At 50.2% G+C, this 20,422-nt stretch carries 2 protein-coding genes (1 of these 2 only partly in view); both read right to left on the bottom strand.

The features are described 5' to 3' along the window. Nucleotides 1-7,358, bottom strand: partial view of a non-ribosomal peptide synthase/polyketide synthase gene (locus Xsto_RS21835; protein WP_099123800.1) — the 5' portion only. Its footprint begins 26,719 nt before the window's first position; 7,358 of the gene's 34,077 nt are visible here — the first part of the coding sequence; the start codon lies at nucleotides 7,356-7,358; its stop codon lies off the left edge, out of view. After that, complete coding sequence (locus Xsto_RS00775) at nucleotides 7,355-20,422, bottom strand: non-ribosomal peptide synthetase (protein WP_099123799.1); 13,068 nt, start codon at nucleotides 20,420-20,422, stop codon at nucleotides 7,355-7,357. Before Xsto_RS00775 ends, Xsto_RS21835 begins: the two co-directional genes overlap by 4 nt.

Genomic DNA, 20,422 nt, shown 5'->3' with positions numbered 1-20,422 from the left:
AAATGAGCTTCTGCTATATCAGTGCCATCTTCCTGTACATTGAGTAAGCCAAACGGTGCAGTAGGCTCATCAATATCAGCCAGTTGTTCACGGAAATACGCCTCATGCACTGAGGCGGGTATATTTAAAGTCCGGGCAATAAAGTTGCGGTACGGCAAAGGAGTAGGCAGCGCGTCTGCCTGTCCCTGCAATAATTGTTGAATTTCCCCCAATATCAGTTCAAGCGTCATATGGTCGCTGACCAGATGATGGAAGTTTAGTGTTAACAGCCATTCATCACTGGCGGGATCGTAAGTGGTACTGGCGGTGAACAAGGGTGCCTGACTGATATCCAGTCGGGTGGCGATATGCGCTTGTAATTGCGCAGGGATATTGTCTGTCGAAGTGGGAATAAAGGGCGTCACAGGTAGTTTCGCCTGCCGCCAAACCACTTGTACTGGCTGACTCAGCCCCTGCCAATAAAATGCTGTCCGCAGGGTGTCGTGGCGATCGATGACCTGTTGCAGAGCATCAAGAAAAGCGTCCCGACGTGCTCGGGTATCAAAGGCGAGCAGACTGTTTAACAGGTAAGTATCCCCTGTCTCCTGTAGCTGGTGATGGAAGAGGATACCGGCCTGTAAAGGCGCCAGCGGATAGATATCCTGCACATTGGCATGACTACCGGTTACGGAGGCAGCAATGGTGTCAATGTCAGTCTGTGACAGCGTCACCAGTGGCAACATGTCGGGGGTAATTGCTGTGCAACCATTAGGAATGCGGTTGGGCGGTACCCCATCATCCGGCGTCTCTTGCCGGGTTATCGCCTGTGCCATATCCGCCAGTATTGGCATTGTGAAAACACTACGCACCGCCAGTGAGTATCCCCGACGGCGCAGTTGTTCAATCAAGCTGACCGTAATCAGGGAATGGCCGCCCAGCTCAAAGAAATGGTCGTGACGCCCGACCCGTTCCAATCCGAGTAAATCCTGCCAGATTTGTGTCAGTGCAATTTCCACATCACCGATCGGCGCTTCATAATCCCGTGTGATCACTACCGACAAGTCAGGCGTTGGCAGGGCCTTGCGGTCGAGCTTACCGTTGGGGGTCAGCGGGAAGTTCTCTAACATGATAAAGGCATTGGGCAGCATATAATCCGCCAGACAACTTTTCAGTTGCTCACGCAGTCTGGCCGCTTCCAGCGTGACGTCAGGTTGCGGCACAAAATAAGCCACCAGACGTTGTTCACCCTTATCAGTTTTATGGGCGATAACCACCGCTTCCCTGACCCCTTCACAGGCCACTAATTGCGCCGCAATTTCCCCCGGCTCGATGCGGAAACCGCGGATCTTGACCTGAAAATCATTACGACCAAGGTATTCGATATTTCCATCCGGTAGCCAGCGCCCCAGATCGCCGGTTTTATACATTCTGGCATTCGGTTGGGAACTGAAAGAATCAGCAACAAAGCGCTCAGCAGTCAGGTCAGAATGATTCAGGTAACCCCGTGCTACGCCCGCACCACCGATATAGATTTCACCCGTTACGCCCAGAGGAACAGGTTGTTGTGCTTTATCAAGTATATAAATCCGACAATTGGCTATCGGGCGGCCAATGGATAACGTTTCAGCAGCATTTAGTAAAGCACCACCATTGAGTGACAGAGAAGTGACAATGACAGTCGCTTCTGTTGGGCCGTAGGTGTCTGTCCAACGACAGTGTTGTGTTTCAGGCAGGGATTGCCAGTCGGCAAGCGAGTGAAGGTGAGTTTTTTCCCCGCCGACAGTGATTGAACGCAGGGTTGAGCAGAACCCACTGCGACCGGCTTTTATTTCCTGTCCCCACTGATGCCAGAAAGCGGTCGGTAGATCGACAACGCTGATAGCTTGTTCTTGCAGGAAGTGACTGAAGGCGGCATCCGGTATCTGAAGGTGAGAGGGCCGTAGAATTAAAGTGGCCCCTGTTGCCAGAGTCGGGAAAATCTCTGCCACGGAAGCATCAAAGGCTATCGTGGCAAATTGCAGAACGCGATCTGCCGCATTAAGCGCCGTTATCTGACATTGGGCATGAATAAAGTTCACTGCATTACAGTGCTCAATCATCACGCCTTTAGGTTGCCCCGTCGAACCCGAGGTATAGATCACATAAGCCAGATGATGACTCTGTAATCCCAGTGGTTCCGGTTCAGGATTAGCGACAGAGTATTGGGCTACCCGTTCCAGATAATCAGCCTCATCCAAGAACCAGACAGGGATATCATTGTTCAGAGCCTGTGACTGTAAATGCTGTTGGGTAAGGAGTAATTTAGGCGTACTGTCAGACAATATGTAAGCCCGTCGCTTATCCGGATGATTCGGATCTAGCGGTACATACGCCGCTCCGGCTTTTAAGATACCCAGTATGCCAATAATCATATCCGGGCTGCGCTCAACACATAGAGCAACCCGATCATCCGGCTGGATACCCACTGTAATCAGAGCATTGGCTAGCTGGTTAGCTCGCCGGTTCAGTTCATCATAACTCAGCGAGCCATGCTCAGAAATGATGGCGATGGCATCCGGAGCTTGCTGCGTCCGTTGCTCAAACAGCGTATGGATAAGTGCTTCTGACGGGAGGAAGTCAGTTTGTGTGGCATTGAAAACCTCCAGTAATTGTTGGCGTTCGGCTATCGGCAGAATGGACAGCGCCAATACAGGCTGTCTGGGATTGTTTTGCAGTGCGTCAGTCAGCCCACAAAGAGCAGTATACATATAATTCACCACCCGATTGGGGTCAACGCTGTTCACTGCTTGAGCGACCAGTGCAAAACCGTCTCCAAAATCATCCACCGACAGATCCAGCGGATAGTTTGACCACTCTTCAGAAGGCAACGAACGAACACCTTTCCAGCCGGGTTTATCCGTGGAATTTGATGGAGAATGGCGATAGTTAAACAGGGCACTGAACAAAGGTTGGGAAGGTATAACACTGCTGAAACGCTGGGCGAGAACGAGCGGAAATTGCTCATGTTCCAGCAGGTCAGCCAGATCTTTTGCCGTTGCCTGAACCACTTCAAGTACAGTGTGATTGTTCAGGGATATTCTGACCGGCAGGGTGTTGATAAACATTCCCATCACCTGATCGGCCCCTGTGGTGCCTTGCAGCCGTCCCGACAACACCGTGCCGAACACCACGTCATCACGGCCGCTGGTGTGGGCAAGCACCTGTGCCCAAGCAACATGGAATAGCACACTCGGACTGATCCCCAGTTGACGAGCCAGTGCGCGGAGGGTTTGTGCCAACGTTATATCCAGACACAATTGGGCTTCCGTCATCTCTGTCCCATCCCCCTGTACATTGAGCAAGCCGAAGGGGGCGGTGGGTTCATCAATCTCAGCGAGCCGCTCGCGGAAGTAATCTTCATGCACTGAAGGCGGTATATTCAGCATTTGGGCAATAAAGTTTCGGTACGGCAGTTGCACAGGTAGAGACTCAATTTCTCCTTGTAATAATTGCTGAATCTCATCCATGATCAACTCTAGTGTGACATGGTCACTAACCAGATGATGAAAACTCAGTCCCAGTAACCATTCATGATTGTCAGGATCGTAAACAGTACTGGCAGCGAATAAGGGTGCCTGAGTGATATTTATGGGGATGACAATATGCGCCTGTAATTGTGCCGGGATGTTCTCTGGCGATGTCGGGATAAAAGGAGTCACCGGTAAGCGCGTTTGCCGCCAAACCACTTGTACTGGCTGACTCAGTTCCTGCCAACAGAAGGCGGTACGCAGGATATCATGGCGGTCTATCACCTGTTGCAGAGCCGTAAGGAAAGTCTCCAGACGCGCTTGGGTATCAAAAGCCAGCAGGGCATTCAATAAGTAAGCATCACTGTTTTCCTGTAACTGGTGGTGGAATAAAATACCTTCCTGCAAGGGCGATAGCGGATAGATATCCTGTACATTAGCAGCCCCGCCGGTTACCGTCGCAATGATGGCGTCAATTTCGGTTTGTGACAGCGTCACCAGTGGCAGCATCTCAGGCGTAATGGCTGTGCATCCATCGGGAATGCGGTTGGGTGGGATCAGAACCGGTGGAGTATCTATCCCTGTCTGTATTGCCTGCGCCATATCTGCCAGCAACGGTGTGGCAAAAACGCTGCGTACTTCCAGTAAATATCCACGGTTGCGTAATTGTTCAATCAGACTGACGGCAATCAGCGAGTGCCCGCCCAATTCAAAGAAGTGGTCATGACGACCAACGCGCTCTAATCCCAGTAACTCCTGCCAGATTTCCGATAATGTGATTTCCACATCGCCCACAGGTTCAGCATAGTCACGCGTTATCACCGCAGACAGATCCGGCGCAGGTAGTGCGTTGCGGTCAAGTTTACCGTTGGGCGTCAGCGGGAAAGTATCTAAAATGACAAAGGCACTGGGTAGCATATAGTCTGCCAGATGCTGAGTGAGATACTGCCGCAGTTTGGTTGGTATCAATTCAATATCAGGCTGAGTTTGCACGTAAGCAACCAAACGCTTATCCCCGGGAATGTCTTCACGCGCGATAACGATGGATTCATTGATCCCCGGGTATTGATTCAGACGCGCCTCGATTTCATCCAGTTCAATACGGAAACCGCGTAATTTAACCTGAAAATCATTGCGACCAAGATATTCAATATTACCATCCGGCAACCAGCGACCAAGGTCACCGGTTTTATACAGCCGGGCATCCACTTCAGCAGAGAACCAATCAGGCAGGAAACGCTCCCGCGTAAGTTCAGGCCGGTTCAGATAACCCCGGGCTACACCGGCACCACCGATATAGATTTCGCCCACCACCCCAAGCGGAGTAGGTTGGCCAGAAGAGTCAAGAATATAGATTTGGGTGTTAGCAATAGGGCGTCCGATTGGAATGGTATATGCAACATTAGTAGTCGATGTTATTGCATAAGTGGTGGCTATTGTGGTGGTTTCTGTCGGACCATAAGCATTAATCAGATGGGTTGGCCGGGATTCAGATAATTGTACCTGTTGTATTTTTTTCGGATTGAGTACTTCACCGCCGACAAGCAGATAGCGCAATTGCTTGAACAGGGGAGAGAGTATTTCCAGATAAGCGTTGAACAGCCCCACCGTTAACAACATTGCCGTGACTTCACCGCTGATTAATTCGTCACGGAAACGTTCAGGGTTAAGTAATACGGCTTGTGGGATCACATGCAGGCGTCCACCGTTTAACAGGGCTGACCAGATTTCCCATGTTGAGGCATCAAACGCAATATTGGAACAGTGGGCTACGCAATCATTCGGCCCGATATCCGCATAACCCCCATTGATAGCCAGCCGATTAACATTGCGGTGCTCAATCATTACACCTTTTGGTTGCCCGGTTGAACCGGAGGTATAGATCACATAAGCCAGATGGCGTGATGTCAGTCCCAATGCTTGTGCATCCGGGTTATGGCTCGGTTGTGTGACCAATGACAGGGTTTCTAATGAGGTATCCTGAGCATCAATTACGCGTACAGGTACGATATCCGGTAACTTATCGCGCTGGGCGATCTGAGTCAGTAAGATGACCGGAGCGGCATCTTTCAGCATATAGGCTAACCGTTCTGCGGGGTAAGTCGGATCGAGGGGGACATAAGCACCACCCGCTTTCAGGATACCCAGCAGGCAGACGATCAATGCCGGGCTGCGCTCGACACAGATAGCCACCCGATCATCCGGTTGTATACCCAATCCAATCAGATAATGGGCCAGTTGGTTGGCCTGACGGTTAATTTGTTCATAACTCAGCGTTTGCCCTTCACACACGACAGCAATCGCTTCCGGCGTTTGAGCCACTTGCTGTTCAAACAGTTCATGGATGAGGGCATTCTGCGGAAAGTCGGCTTGCGTGGCATTAAAATCCACTAATAATTGTTGTTCCATTGCAGATAACATAGGCAGCGATGAAATCGTCTGATTCACATCAACAACCATTGCGGTTATCACGTTCTTAAAATAACCGGCAATACGAACCACGGTTTCCCGATCGAATAAATCAGTTGCGTATATTAGCGTTCCGATTAAGCCCGAATTTCCGGCTGTTTCAGTTAACGACAGCGTTAAATCACATTGAGCACTGTATTGCGGTTGTTCAATAATAGAAAGTTCAAGGTCGGGCAGTTTCAATTCCTGAGCCGGAGTATTGTCCAATGCCAGCATCACCTGAAAGATGGGGCTGTGACTCAGGCTACGTTCGGGCTGTAACACTTCCACCACCTGCTCAAAAGGCAGATCCTGATGAGCATAAGCCGCCAGTGTCTGTTTACGAACATGGGCCAGCAGTTCCGCTATGGTATGACATTGGCCTGATTCAATACGTAAGGCGAGCGTGTTGACGAAAAAACCAATCAGATTATCCAGTTCGGTGCGGGTACGATTGGCGATGGGAAGGCCGATCACAATATCGTTTTGACCACTCAAGCGGGAGAGAACAACAGCCCACGCCGTGAGAAGAGTCATAAATAATGTGGCTCCCTGATTTTGTCCGAATGTTTTCAGAGCAGTGAGTAATTCCTCATCAAGGTGAACAGGTATCTGACTGCCACTATAGCTCTGCACAGCGGGACGAGGGCGATCCGTAGGCAGTTCCAACAGGGATGGTGCGCCATTAAGCTGGTGATACCAAAAATCTCGCTGTGTGGTCAATTCATCGCTATGTAATGCACTGCGTTGCCAGGCAGCATAGTCGGCGTACTGGATAGGCAGTGGTGGCAAATAAGCCTCATGGTCGGTCAGGGCAGCCTGATAAAATGCCGCCAGTTCACGGATTAAAATACCACTGGACCAGCCATCAGAAATGATGTGATGCTGAGTTAACAACAGGACATGTTCTTCATTATCCAGCTGCAATAGCTGACCCCGGATTAACGGACCCTGAGTAAGATCAAAAGGCGTCCGAGCTTCAGATTCAGCCAGTTCGTCAACACGGGCCGAACGTTCGTCTTCACTCAGAGAACGTAAATCCATATAACTCATTGAAAAGCCAGTATCCGGAGGGGCTATTTTCTGACAAGGTTGATCATCCACCAATGTAAAGTGGGTGCGCAAACTTTCCTGACGGGCCACAAGGTTATCAAGAGCGGAGATGAGTGCCTGATGTTCAAGTTTCCCCGTAAGACGCAATGCGACAGGGATATGATAGGCCCGGCTTGCGGCTGAATCGAATTGTCCGATAAACCATAATCGTTGTTGGGCAAAGGATAATACTAAAGGTGCATGGCGATCTGTCTTCGTTATCGGCATGTGTAATGAACGAGTTTCATTAGCGGACTGTTTAATTTTTTCTTTAACTTTTTTCTCTAAAACAGCTCGTTTTAACATTTCGATATTGATATTAGCTTTGCTCATTCTTCAGTATCTCCACTTAAAATTGCGATTAATTCTTCTGCGGACATTGCATCGAGGTTTTTCTTGATTAACTCTGAGTCATCTCCCCATGCTGAACTCATTTGGGCAGAGAGAATGAGTTCAGACAGTTCTGATAATCCGGATGACTGGAAAATTGAAACGATAGGTATCTGGACTAAAAATTCGGTTTGTATACGGGCTATCAATCTTGCGGCTAAAAGTGAGTGTCCGCCGATTTCAAAAAAGCTGTCATGCCGCCCGATTCGTTCCAGACCCAGCAGTTCCTGCCAGATTTGTGCCAGTCTGTTTTCTACGTCACCCACAGGTTCGGCATAGTCACGGGTTATTACCGCCGACAAATCAGGAGCGGGTAGTGCTTTACGGTCGAGCTTACCGTTGGGAGTCAACGGGAAGGTATCCAGCATTACAAAAGCGCTGGGTAGCATATAACTGGGTAAACAGAGTTTCAGTTGTTCGCGTAGGTTGGCAGTTTCCAACATAACGTCTGGTTGTGCCACCAAGTAAGCTATCAGGCGTTTCTCGCCGTTATCTGCCTCATGGGCAATAACGATGGCTTCTTTGACGCCATCACAGGCCAACAGTTGTGCCCCAATTTCTTCGGGTTCAATCCGAAATCCACGGATCTTGACCTGAAAATCATTACGGCCCAGATATTCGATATTGCCACCCGGAAGCCAACGCCCTAAATCACCGGTTTTGTACATTCTGGCTTCTGGTTCGGGGCTGAATGGATCGACAACAAAGCGCTCGGCGGTGAGATCAGGGCGATTGAGATAACCCCGCGCGACACCGACACCACCGATATAGATTTCACCGCGGACACCAAAGGGAACGGGTTGCTTTTGTTTATCAAGAATATAAATACGGGTATTAGCTATCGGGCGCCCGATCGACAGTTTTTCAGTGGCATCCGGCCAGATACTTCCGTTAAGCTTCATGGATGTGGCAATCACCGTCGTTTCCGTCGGGCCGTAAGTATCTATCCAGCGGCAGTGTTCAGTTTCGGGCAGGGAGAGCCAGTCTGCCAGATAGTGAGGGTCTGCTTTTTCTCCTCCGATAGTGATTGAACGCAGAGTCGGGCTGAATTCACTACGTCCGGCCTTTATCTCTTGCCCCCACTGATGCCAGAAAGCGGTTGGCAGATCAGCGATGCTGACGGCTTGTTCTTGCAGGAAGTGGCTGAAAGCGGCATCGGGTATCTGAAGATGAGGAGGACGCAGGATCAAGGTTGCGCCTGTCGCGAGTGTCGGGAAAATTTCGCCCACGGAGGCATCAAAGGCTATCGTAGAAAATTGCAGGACACGATCTGCCGCGTTGAGGCCACTTATCTGACACTGGGCGTGGATAAAGTTCACCACATTACGATGCTCAACCATCACGCCTTTGGGTAGCCCTGTCGAACCAGAGGTATAGACAACATAGGCCAGATGGTGGCTCTGTAATCCCAGTTGCTCTGGTTCAGGGTTAATTACAGGATACCGGGCTACCCGTTCCAGATACTTAGCCTCATCCAAGAACCAGACAGGGATATCGCTATTGGATACGTACTCCTGTAAATGTTGCTGGGTAAGCAGTAATCTGGGGGCACAGTCAGATAATACATAAGCCCGTCGCTTATCAGGATGGCTTGGGTCAAGTGGCACATATCCCGCCCCGGCTTTTAAGATACCGAGTATGCCAATAATCATATCCAGGCTGCGTTCTACACACAGGGCGATTCTATCATCCGGCTGGATACCCACTGCAATCAGGGCATAGGCCAGTTGATTGGCCCGCTGGTTCAGCTCACCATAACTGAGTGAACTATTTTCGGTGATCACAGCAATAGCATTTGGTTTATATTGTGCCTGTTGTTCAAATAACGTATGGATAAATGCTGTTGATGGAAAATCTGTTTGTGTGGTATTGAAGTCTTCCAGAAGCTGCTGGCGTTCAGCGTCCGACAAAATGGGTAATTCCCGTACAAGCTTCTGAGCGTCAGTTTGCAGTGCTTCCATCAGGCCACAGAGTGCAGTGTTCAGATAATTGACTATCCGCTCTGGATCAACCGTGTTCGCTGTCTGAGCGATCAGTGTGAAGCCATCTCCTGAATCATCCACCGACAGATCCAGAGGGTAGTTTGTCCGTTCCTCAGCAGCCAACAAATGGACACCTTCCCAGCCTGACTTTTCTTCGGGAACTGACGGGCTATAACGATAGTTAAACAGGGCACTGAACAACGGTAAGGGAGGGATAACACGACTGCAACGTTGGGCCAGAGCCAACGGAGCCTGCTCATGCTCAAGTAGTTCGGCCAGATTTGCGGCTGTCGCCTGCACGACCTCCCACACATTGAGATTGTTCAGGGATATCCTGATCGGCAATGTATTGATAAACATCCCCATAACCCGATCTGCCCCGGCTGAACCGTGCAGCCGTCCCAGCAGTACGGTACCGAACACGACTTCTTCACGATCACTGATATGAGCCAACATCTGGGCAAAAGCTATATGAAACAACACACTAGGGCTGACTCCCAGACGGCGTGACTGTGCGCGAAGAGTCTGAGCCAGCGTATCATTTAGACGCAAACGGGCTTCCACCAAGTTTGCACCACTTCCCTGAATATTCAGCAGGCCAAAAGGTGCTGTGGGTTCATCAATATCGGCAAACCGCTCACGGAAGTAACTTTCATGTACTGAATTCGGTATTTTCAGAATCTGGGCGATAAAGTTACGATAAGGCAGTGGTGCAGGTAGAGATTCTTCCTGACCGTCTAATAACAGAAAAATCTCCTTCATAATAAATTCCAGTGTCATATGATCACTGACCAGATGGTGAAAATTCAGCGTCAGAAGCCATTCGTTACTGTCCGAGTCGAGAGCAATACTGGCGGCAAACAACGGAGCCTGAGTAATATCCAGTCGGGAGATACTCTGCGGCGGCTGTTGTTGCGCTAGAACAAACGATGTCACAGGCAGTTTTGCTTGCCGCCAAACCACCTGTACCGGCTGGCTCAGTCCATGCCAACAAAACGCCGTGCGCAGAATATCATGGCGGTCTATCACTTGTTGCAGAGCGTTCAGAAAGGTATCCAGACGGGAGCGGGTATCAAAAGCTAACAGCGTGTTTAATAAGTAAGTATCGACGTCTTCCTGCAACTGGTGATGGAATAAAATACCTTCCTGCAAGGGTGACAGTGGGTAGATATCCTGTACATTAGCCACGCCCCCCGCCACAGTTGCAACAATCGTGTCAATCTCAGTTTGTGACAGCGTTACCAGCGGCAGCATATCGGGGGTAATGCGTGTACAACCGTCAGGAATACGGTTGGGTGGGACAAGCATATCCGGCGCATCTTGCCGGGCCTGTATCGCCTGCGCCATATCTGTAAGCAACGGTGTGGCAAAAATACTACGCACCTCCAGTAAATATCCCCGGCTGCGTAACTGTTCTATCAGGCTGACGGCAATCAGGGAGTGCCCGCCCAGTTCAAAGAAATGGTCGTGACGTCCGACCCGTTCCAGTCCCAGTAACTCCTGCCAGATTTCCGACAACGCAATTTCTACGTCACCGATCGGTGCTTCATAATCCCGGGTGATCACAGCGTATAAATCCGGTGCGGGCAGGGCCTTGCGGTCGAGCTTGCCGTTAGGGGTCAGCGGGAAGGTATCCAGCATGACAAAGGCACTGGGGATCATATACTCCGCCAGATGTTGTGCCAGTTGTCGGCGCAGATCAACCGGCATCAGTTCCGTACCCGCTTCAGCACAGAGATAGGCCACCAGACGGGTATTCCCTTCAGCGTCTTCACGGGCTATCACGACGGCCTCCTGTACGCCCGGGCACTGCATCAGGCCTGCTTCAATTTCTCCTAATTCAATACGGAAACCACGTAGTTTCACCTGAAAATCATTCCGGCCGAGGTATTCGAGATTGCCATCCGGCAGCCAACGGGCCAGATCGCCGGTTTTGTACATACGCATCCCGGGTCTATCAGAGAACACGTCAGGCAGGAAACGCTCTGAGGTGAGTTCCGGTCGGTTCAGATAACCACGTGCCACGCCTGCACCGGCAACATAGAGTTCGCCCGCTACGCCCAGAGGGGCAGGCTGACCATAGACATCAAGGACATAGATACGTAAATCGTCAAGGGGCTGACCAATCAAACTGCCTTTCCCTGAATAAACATCCGGTTCGGTCAGTTCACGATAGGTAGCATGTACAGTAATTTCCGTGATGCCATACATATTCACCAGACGCGTCTGCTCGGTGGGATTGCGGTCAACCCACGGCGCGAGGGTATGCAACTCTAACGCTTCACCACCAAAAATAATGCAACGCAGGGTGTGTTGCGCGTGCGGCATTGCATTCTGCGCGACAATGAGCTGACGGAAGGCGCTGGGAGTCTGGTTCAGAACAGTCACTTGTTCACGGCAAAGCAACTCATAGAACATCTGAGGTGAGCGGGCACATTCAGTCGAAATAACGACCAGGCGCCCACCGTAAGCCAGCGCTCCCCATAATTCCCATACGGAGAAATCGAAGGCAAAAGAGTGGAACAGCGTCCAGATATCGTTGTTATCAAACCGGAATCTCGACTGTGTCGTTGCCAGCAGGCGGGTGACATTGGTATGTTCAACCATCACGCCTTTCGGTTGACCGGTGGAGCCGGAGGTATAAATCACATACGCCATATGGCATGGAGTGAGTCCCTGCGCTGCGGCAACCGGATTAGTTTCGGGCTGGTTCGCCAGCGTGGGTAAGAGCTGATCATCAAGTCTGACAATCGGTAATGCAAGCTCCCCAAAGATTTCGCTCAGTGTTGTTTGGAGCAGTAGCACCACGGGGTCGGCATCAGCCAACATATAAGTTAATCGGTCAGCAGGATAGGCCGGATCAAGGGGTACATAAGCGCCGCCAGCCTTGAGGATAGCCAATATCCCCACGATCATGTCTAAGCTGCGTTCGACACAGATAGCCACCCGATCATCCGGTTTTACGCCCAATTCAATCAGATAATGGGCCAACTGGTTAGCCTGACGATTAAGTTCGCTATAGCTGAGCGTTTTCCCTTCCCACACCACGGCAATCGCTTCTGGCGTTCGGTCAACCTGTTGTTCAAACAGTTCGTGGATCAAGGTATCCTGTGGAAAATCAGCCTGTGTGGCATTGAAATTTTCCAACAATAGCTGGTGTTCAGCCGCAGGCAGAATAGATAAATCAAGCGCAGGCCGCTGGGGTTCGGTCATCAGCGTGTTAACTAATTCACTCAGGGCTGTGTGCAGGTAATTCACCAATCGGCAGGGTTCGGCGCCAGCTACGCTTTGAGCCACCAACGTGAAACCATCCTCTGTATCATCCACTGAAAGGGTGATGGGGTAGTTTGTTCTCTCTACTGATGCAAGCAGGCGTATTCCTTTCCAGACTCGCTTTTCTGCCTCTGCGGGAATGGATGAGCCGTGACGATAGTTGAACAATACACTGAACAACGGCATCGGAGGGATAACACCACTGCAATTCTGCGCCAATGCCAGCGGAGCTTGTTCATGTTCCAGTAAGTTTGCCAGATTTTTGGCTGTCGCCTGCACAACTTCCAATACACTAAAATTACTCAAGGAGACTCGGATTGGCAGGGTATTAATAAGCATCCCCATCATTTGATCGGCATCGGCTGAGCCGTGTAATCGTCCCAATAGCACTGTGCCGAATACGACTTTTTCTTGTCCACAGATTTTAGCCAAAACTTGTGCCCAAGCGACATGGAACAGCACACTCGCACTGATGCCTAAACGCCGAGCCTGCGCGCGCAGAGTATGAGCCAGTGTTTTATCCAGTGATAAACGGGATTCCGTCACATCAGTGCCATTGCCTTGTACATTAAGCAAACCGAAAGGTGCGGTGGGTTCATCAATGTCCGCAAGTTGTTGACGGAAATAGTCTTCATGTACCGAATCCGGTACGTTAAGGGTCTGGGCAATAAAATTGTGGTACAGCAGTGGCGGAGTTAGCTCAATCGCCTGCCCCTGTACCGTCTGTTTCTGTAATAGCTGTTGAATTTCATCCATGATCAACGTCAGTGTCATATTATCGCAGACCAAATGATGGAAACTCAGTGCCAACAACCATTCCTCAGAGGCGGGATCATAGACAGTACTGGCAGTAAACAACGGAGCCTGAGTGATATCCAACCGGTTGGTGATATTTGCCTGCAATTGTGACGGAATATTTTCTGCCGATATGGGAATAAACGACATCACCGACAGTTTTGCTTCTCGCCAGACTACCTGCATGGGTTTGCACAGTCCCTGCCAGCAGAAAGCTGTCCGCAGAATATCATGGCGGTCTATCACTTGTTGCAAAGCATTCAGAAAGGTATCCAGACGGGAACGGGTATCAAAAGCCAGCAGGCTATTTGACAGATAGGCATCCCCATCTTCCTGTAACTGGTGGTGGAATAAAAGACCTTCCTGCAAGGGCGACAGCGGGTAGATATCCTGTACATTAGCCACACCCCCCGCCACCGTTGCAACAATCGTGTTAATTTCAGTTTGTGACAGCGTCACCAACGGTAGCATATCCGGGGTAATATGTGTGCAACCATCGGGAATACGATTGGCGGGAACAAAAATATCGGAAGTATCCTGTTGTGCGTGTATTGCTTGCGCCATTTCCGAAAGCAATGGGGTTGCAAAAATGCTGCGTACCTCCAGTGAATATCCCCGACGGCGTAACTGTTCAATTAGGCTGACCGCGATCAACGAATGCCCGCCCAGTTCAAAGAAATGGTCATGACGACCGACCCGTTCCAGTCCCAGTAATTCCTGCCAAATTTCTGTCAGTATGGTTTCGACTTCACCCACCGGATCCGCATAATCCCGGGTGATCACGGCGGATAAGTCCGGTGCGGGCAGGGCCTCGCGGTCGAGTTTGCCGTTGGGGGTCAACGGGAAACGATCCAGTATGACAAAAGCGCTGGGCAGCATATACTCCGCCAAACGAGTACGCAGTTGGTTACGTAAACCAGCAGGATTCAGTGTGATGTCCGGCTGCGGAATAAGATAGGCCACCAGACGTTGCCCACCGTTCTCTGACTCACGGCCGATAACGACGGCGGCTTTGACCCCATCACAGGCCAGCAGTTGTGCCTCAATTTCTTCGGGTTCAATCCGAAACCCGCGGATTTTGATTTGAAAATCAGAACGGCCGAGATATTCGATATTGCCATCCGGCAACCAGCGCCCCAGATCGCCGGTTTTGTACATTCTGGCTTCCGGCTCTGGGCTGAATGGATCGACAACAAAGCGCTCGGCAGTTAATTCCGGGTGATTCAGATAACCGCGGGCTACACCAACGCCTCCGATATGAATTTCACCGATCACGCCAAGAGGGACGAGTTGTCCCACAGAGTTGAGAATATAGATGCGGGTATTAGCGATAGGGCGCCCGATATGCGGCACAAAGCCGTCAGCTCGGTCCATCCGCGCCCAGGTTGAATAAGTGGTCGTTTCAGAAGGCCCGTATAAATTACACACCGCCTGTATCTGTGCGTGGGAAAACAAATGCTCAACAATACGGGGTTTGAGTGCTTCTCCGGCTAAATTCACCGTTTGCACAGTTATTGGCAGGGCGTCTGCATCAATCAACGGCGTGATAGCAGAAGGCACCGTATTCATCAGGCTGACAGGATTTTCCCCCGTCTCAGCGTGGAGGAGAGACAAAATATTGGCGACAAGATGAACCGTTCCCCCTGAAATCAGCGGCGCAAAGCATTCATACACGGCCAAATCAAAATTCAGCGAGGTAGCAAACAACGTGTGCGCCAGCTCTTTGTCACTGAAAGTTCGTTGTGCCCAAGTCAGAAAATTCACGGTATTTCTGTGGGCAATAGCCACGCCTTTCGGGGTGCCGGTGGAGCCGGACGTGTAAATCACATACGCCAAATGCTGTGAAGTCAGCCCTGAACAGTGCCTATCCGGGTTATGGTCAGGCAGGGTATCAAACAGCGATGTCTGAGTATCAAGCAGCACGGTAGGGGCAGGATGGGACGGTAAATCCTCCCGTCCTGACTGCGTCAGCAGGGCGACAGGCTCTGCATCAGTCAGCATATAAGCCAGCCGCTCCGCTGGATAAGCTGGATCAAGAGGCACATAAGCTCCGCCGGCCTTGAGAATAGCCAGTATCCCCACGATCATTGCCGGACTACGTTCAACACAAATCGCCACCCGATCATCGGGTTTAACGCCAAACTCAATCAGATAATGGGCTAATTGATTGGCCTGACGATTCAGTTCGCTATAGCTGAGCGTTTTCGCTTCCCACACCACGGCAATTGCTTCTGGTGTTCGGGTAACTTGTTGTTCAAACAATTCATGGATCAAGGCTTCCCGTGGGAAATCAATTTGGGTGGCATTGAAATGTTCCAGCAGTAGCTGACGTTCAGCCGCAGGCAGAATCGGTAACGTCAGTACAGACCTTTGGGGGTCAGTCTTCAGTGTGTTAATCAATTCACTCAGGGCAGTATGCAGGTAATGTATGACCCGGTTAGGGTCGACGCGGTTCTCCGTCAGTGCCACCAACGTGAAACCCTCGCCGAGATCATCCACCGAGAGGGTGATGGGATAATTCGTCCGTTCAACTGAGGCCAGCAGATGCACGCCATCCCAAATGGCTTCCGCTGTAAAGTCCGACTGGCTGTGCCGATAATTGAACAGCACACTGAACAAAGGCGTAGGGGGGATAACGCCGCTGCAACGCTGAGCCAGTGCCAGTGAAGCCTGTTCATGGGACAGCAGGTCAACCAAATTTCTGGCAGTAGACTTCACAACCTCCAGCACACTGTGATTTTTCAGCGATACCCGAACTGGCAGGGTATTGATAAACATCCCCATGTTCTGTGTCCCGCCAGTCATGCCTTGTAATCGCCCTAACAAGACAGTACCGAAAACGACATCATCACGCCCGCTGGTGTGGGCCAGTATCTGGGCACAGGCAACATGGAAAAACACACTCGGGCTGACTCCCAGTTGACGAGCCAGTGCGCGAATAGTGCGTGACAAAACGATATCCAGTTCCAACCGGGTTTCTGTCACGTCTGTACCATTACCTTGCACATTCAGCAGGCCAAAAGGCGCCGTGGGTTCATCGATGTCGACAAGTTGCTGACGAAAATAATTTTCATGCACTGACTCCGGTACACTCAGGGTCTGGGCAATAAAATTGCGGTATGGCAATGGCGGGGGCAGTGCGTCCGCCTGTCCCCTCTGTTTCTGTAATCGCTGTTGAATTTCATTCATGATCAACGTCAGTGTTATATGATCGCAGACCAGATGATGAAAACTCAGCGCCAGCAGCCACTCATTACTGTCCGGATCGGGGGCGATACTGACGGCAAATAAGGGGGCCTGACTGATATTCATTCGTTGAGCGGTGTGCGCTTGTAATTGAGACGGAATATCCTGCACGGATGTGGGGATAAATGGTGTCACGAGTAACGGTGCCTGTCGCCAGACCACCTGAACGGGCTGGCTCAAACCCTGCCAACAAACGGCAGTTCGCAGAATATCATGACGGTCTATCACTTGTTGCAGGGCGTTCAGAAAAGTAGCCAAATGAGCGTGATTATCAAAAGCCAGCAGGCTACTTAACAGGTAAGCATCCTCGTTTTCCTGTAACTGGTGATGGAACAGAATACCTGCCTGTAACGGGGAGAGCGGATAGATATCCTGCACATTAGTTACACCACCCGCCACAGTTGCGATAACCGTGTCAATTTCGGTTTGTGACAGCGTTACCAGCGGCAACATATCGGGAGTAATAACTGTGCAACCATCAGGAATAAGGTTCGGTGGGACAAGTATATCCTGCGTATCTTGCCGATCCTCTATCGCCTGTGCCATCTCTGCCAACAACGGTGTAGCAAAAACAGTGGGTACTTCTAGTAAATATCCCCGATCACGCAATTGTTCAATCAGGCTGACAGCAATCAAAGAGTGTCCGCCCAGTTCAAAAAAGTGGTCATGGCGACCGACACGCTCCACCTCCAGCAAATCCTGCCAGATTTCTACTAACGCGGTTTCTACATCTCCGATTGGTGCCGCATAATCACGGGTGAGCACGGAGGATAAGTCCGGGATGGGCAGCGCTTTGCGGTCGAGCTTACCGTTAGGCGTCAGAGGGAAAGTATCTAAAATGACAAACGCACAGGGGAGCATACAGTCTGCCAGATGCTGAGCTAATTGTCGGCGCAGATCAACCGGCACCAGTTCCGTGCCCGCTTCAGCACAGAGATAGGCCGCTAGGCGGGTATTGCCCTCAGTATCTTCACGGACCATCACGACTGCGTCCTGTACACCCGGGCACTGCATCAACCTTGCTTCAATTTCTCCTAATTCAATGCGAAAACCGCGCAGTTTCACCTGAAAATCGTTACGTCCGAGGTATTCGAGACTGCCATCCGGCAACCAGCGCCCCAAATCGCCGGTTTTGTACAGGCGGGCATCAGGCTGTGGACTGAAAGGATCAGCAATAAAGCGCTCTGCTGTCAACGCCGGTCGGTTCAGGTAACCGCGAGCGACACCCACACCTCCGATATGGATTTCACCACTGACACCAAGAGGCACGGGTTGCCCGTTTTTATCCAGAACATACATCTGCGTATTAGCAATCGGGTAACCAATTGGCACAAAATGGCGTTTATCATCACGCTGACACTTCCAGTAAGTGACATCAATAGCGGCTTCAGTCGGGCCATACAGGTTGTGTAATTCGGCATTAAAACGTGAGAAAAAGCGCTGTTGTAATTCTGCGGGCAGGGCTTCACCGCTGCACATGACACGCCGTAGGGAAGGCAGGGTGTGCGGGGATTTCATTCCCTGCACAAATAGCTGCAACATGGACGGCACAAAATGCAGGGTGGTGATGTCGGCTTTCTCGATTAATTGGGCCAGATAATCGACATTCTTATGGCCTTCCGGCCGGGCCATCACCAGACAGGCTCCATATAGCAGGGGCCAGAAAAACTCCCAGACAGAGACATCGAAACTGAACGGGGTTTTCTGTAACACCCGATCTTCGGGAGTCAATTGATAGGTGTTTTGCATCCACACCAGCCGGTTGCACAGGGCACGGTGGCTGTTCATTACCCCTTTCGGCTGTCCGGTCGAGCCGGAAGTATAAATGACATAAGCCAGATGCTGTGAATTCAGCCCCTGCATGGCGGCCACCGGATTGCTTTCCGGCAGGTTTACCAGCGTCGAGAAGGGCAGTTCATCAAGTTTGATAACCGGTAATGAGGGCACTCTAACGATTTCGCTCAGTGTTGTCTGAATCAATAACACTACGGGGGCTGAATCAGCCAGCATATAGGCCAGCCGCTCAGGTGGATACGCTGGATCAAGAGGCACATAAGCCCCGCCGGCTTTGAGGATAGCCAGTAATCCCACGACCATATCCAGGCTACGTTCGACACAAATCGCCACCCGATCATCGGGTTTAACGCCCAATCCAATCAGGTAATGCGCCAGTTGGTTGGCCCGACAGTTAAGTTCGTTATAACTGAGGGACTGTTCTTCAAATACCACTGCGGTAGCTTCTGGGGTCAGTGTTACTTGTTGTTCAAACAACTCGTGGATGAGCGCATCTTGCGGAAATTCAGCTTCGGTATTATTGAACGTGAACAACAGGTTATGCTGCTCTGTTTCAGGTAAGAGAGGAGCCTGTTTGACCTTTGTATCCAGTGATATCACTGCGGCTTCGGTTAACAGTGCCAGCCGGGATTGAAGGGTGATAACGTCTTCATAACTCAGGTAATTACTATCGTAGCTGAATGCAATGGTGAAAGGTTTATTTTCCTTTTCAATCCGGGAGGTTGTGGAGATTGAATATTGGTGAATTGCAATTGAAAGCGGAAACATCACTCCACGATAGGAGCCCTTTAACGCCATAGCTATATTTTCTATACTGGTACAGACATCGAATGGCTCAAATGACAGGGCGATATCAAAAAGTTGGCTACGCCCGGTCTTTTGTTTGATTTGTGTATGCTGATTGATCTCAGTAATAGGGAATCGTTGATGTTTATAGCAATGATGCAGCTCAGTCGCCACTTTATGCATAATATCAAGAACAGAATCATCCGCGTGGATGGTCACTCTGATAGGGATGATTGATGAAAACATGCCGAGTGTCGATTTTTGTTTTTTATTTTTTCGGTTGTGAACGGGGATGCCTATAACAATCTCTTCTGTGCCGTTAATACGAGTAAAATAGCAAGCTAAAATGGCATACATAAAATGAAGGACAGATAATCCATGAGCGGCTGCGATATTTTCTATCTGCTGAGAAAGTGTTTTATCCAGTTGCCAAAAGATGGGTTTAACCAATTCACTCGTGGCAGGCTTCCTTGAATGCGACAGTGGAAGCAGGGCTGATGGCAATGTTTCATAGCGCTTCTGCCAGAACTGCAAGTCTCGCATGTACAATTTAGAATTAAGGTAGGCTTGATCTTCAGTAATAAAATCAAGATAAGAAGGAGCTATATCAGGCAAATTTTCCCCGATCGCTAAATGTCTGTAGTGTTCTAAAAGCGCCTTGATAATCAGTTTTAATCCCATGCCATCTGAGAGCAAATGATGACAGCAGAATTGCCAGTACCAGCGGTTCTCACTGACCCTAAATAATCCGGTATGCCACAATTCATTATATAAACAAAACGGGCGTATAAAATTAGCGTGTATCTGCTGTTCAGCGCGAGATTCAGCATCCGTTTCCTGTGAAAAATCATATATCGTTAAGGGGAGCGGGAGCGTGTCAACAAACGTTTGCCGAGGCATCACATCAGTTTCAATGAGTCTTAAACGCAAAGCATCGTGATGAGAAATGACGGCTTCCAACGCCTGAATAAATAATGATTCATCCAACCAACCCTCAATACAAACTAATATGCTGAGGTTGTAATCGGAGGAAGCAGGGCGAGTCATTTGGTCGAACCAAATAACTTGTTGAGTAGAGCTGAGTGAGAATTCACCACCGGATGATGGATTGTGGTTACGCTGTGTATTCAT

This window comes from Xenorhabdus stockiae, assembly GCF_002632825.1.
GTDB classification, from domain to species: Bacteria; Pseudomonadota; Gammaproteobacteria; order Enterobacterales; family Enterobacteriaceae; genus Xenorhabdus; species Xenorhabdus stockiae.
The sequence above is the reverse complement of the archived record's forward strand: the minus strand, read 5'-3'. Positions and strand labels throughout refer to the sequence as shown.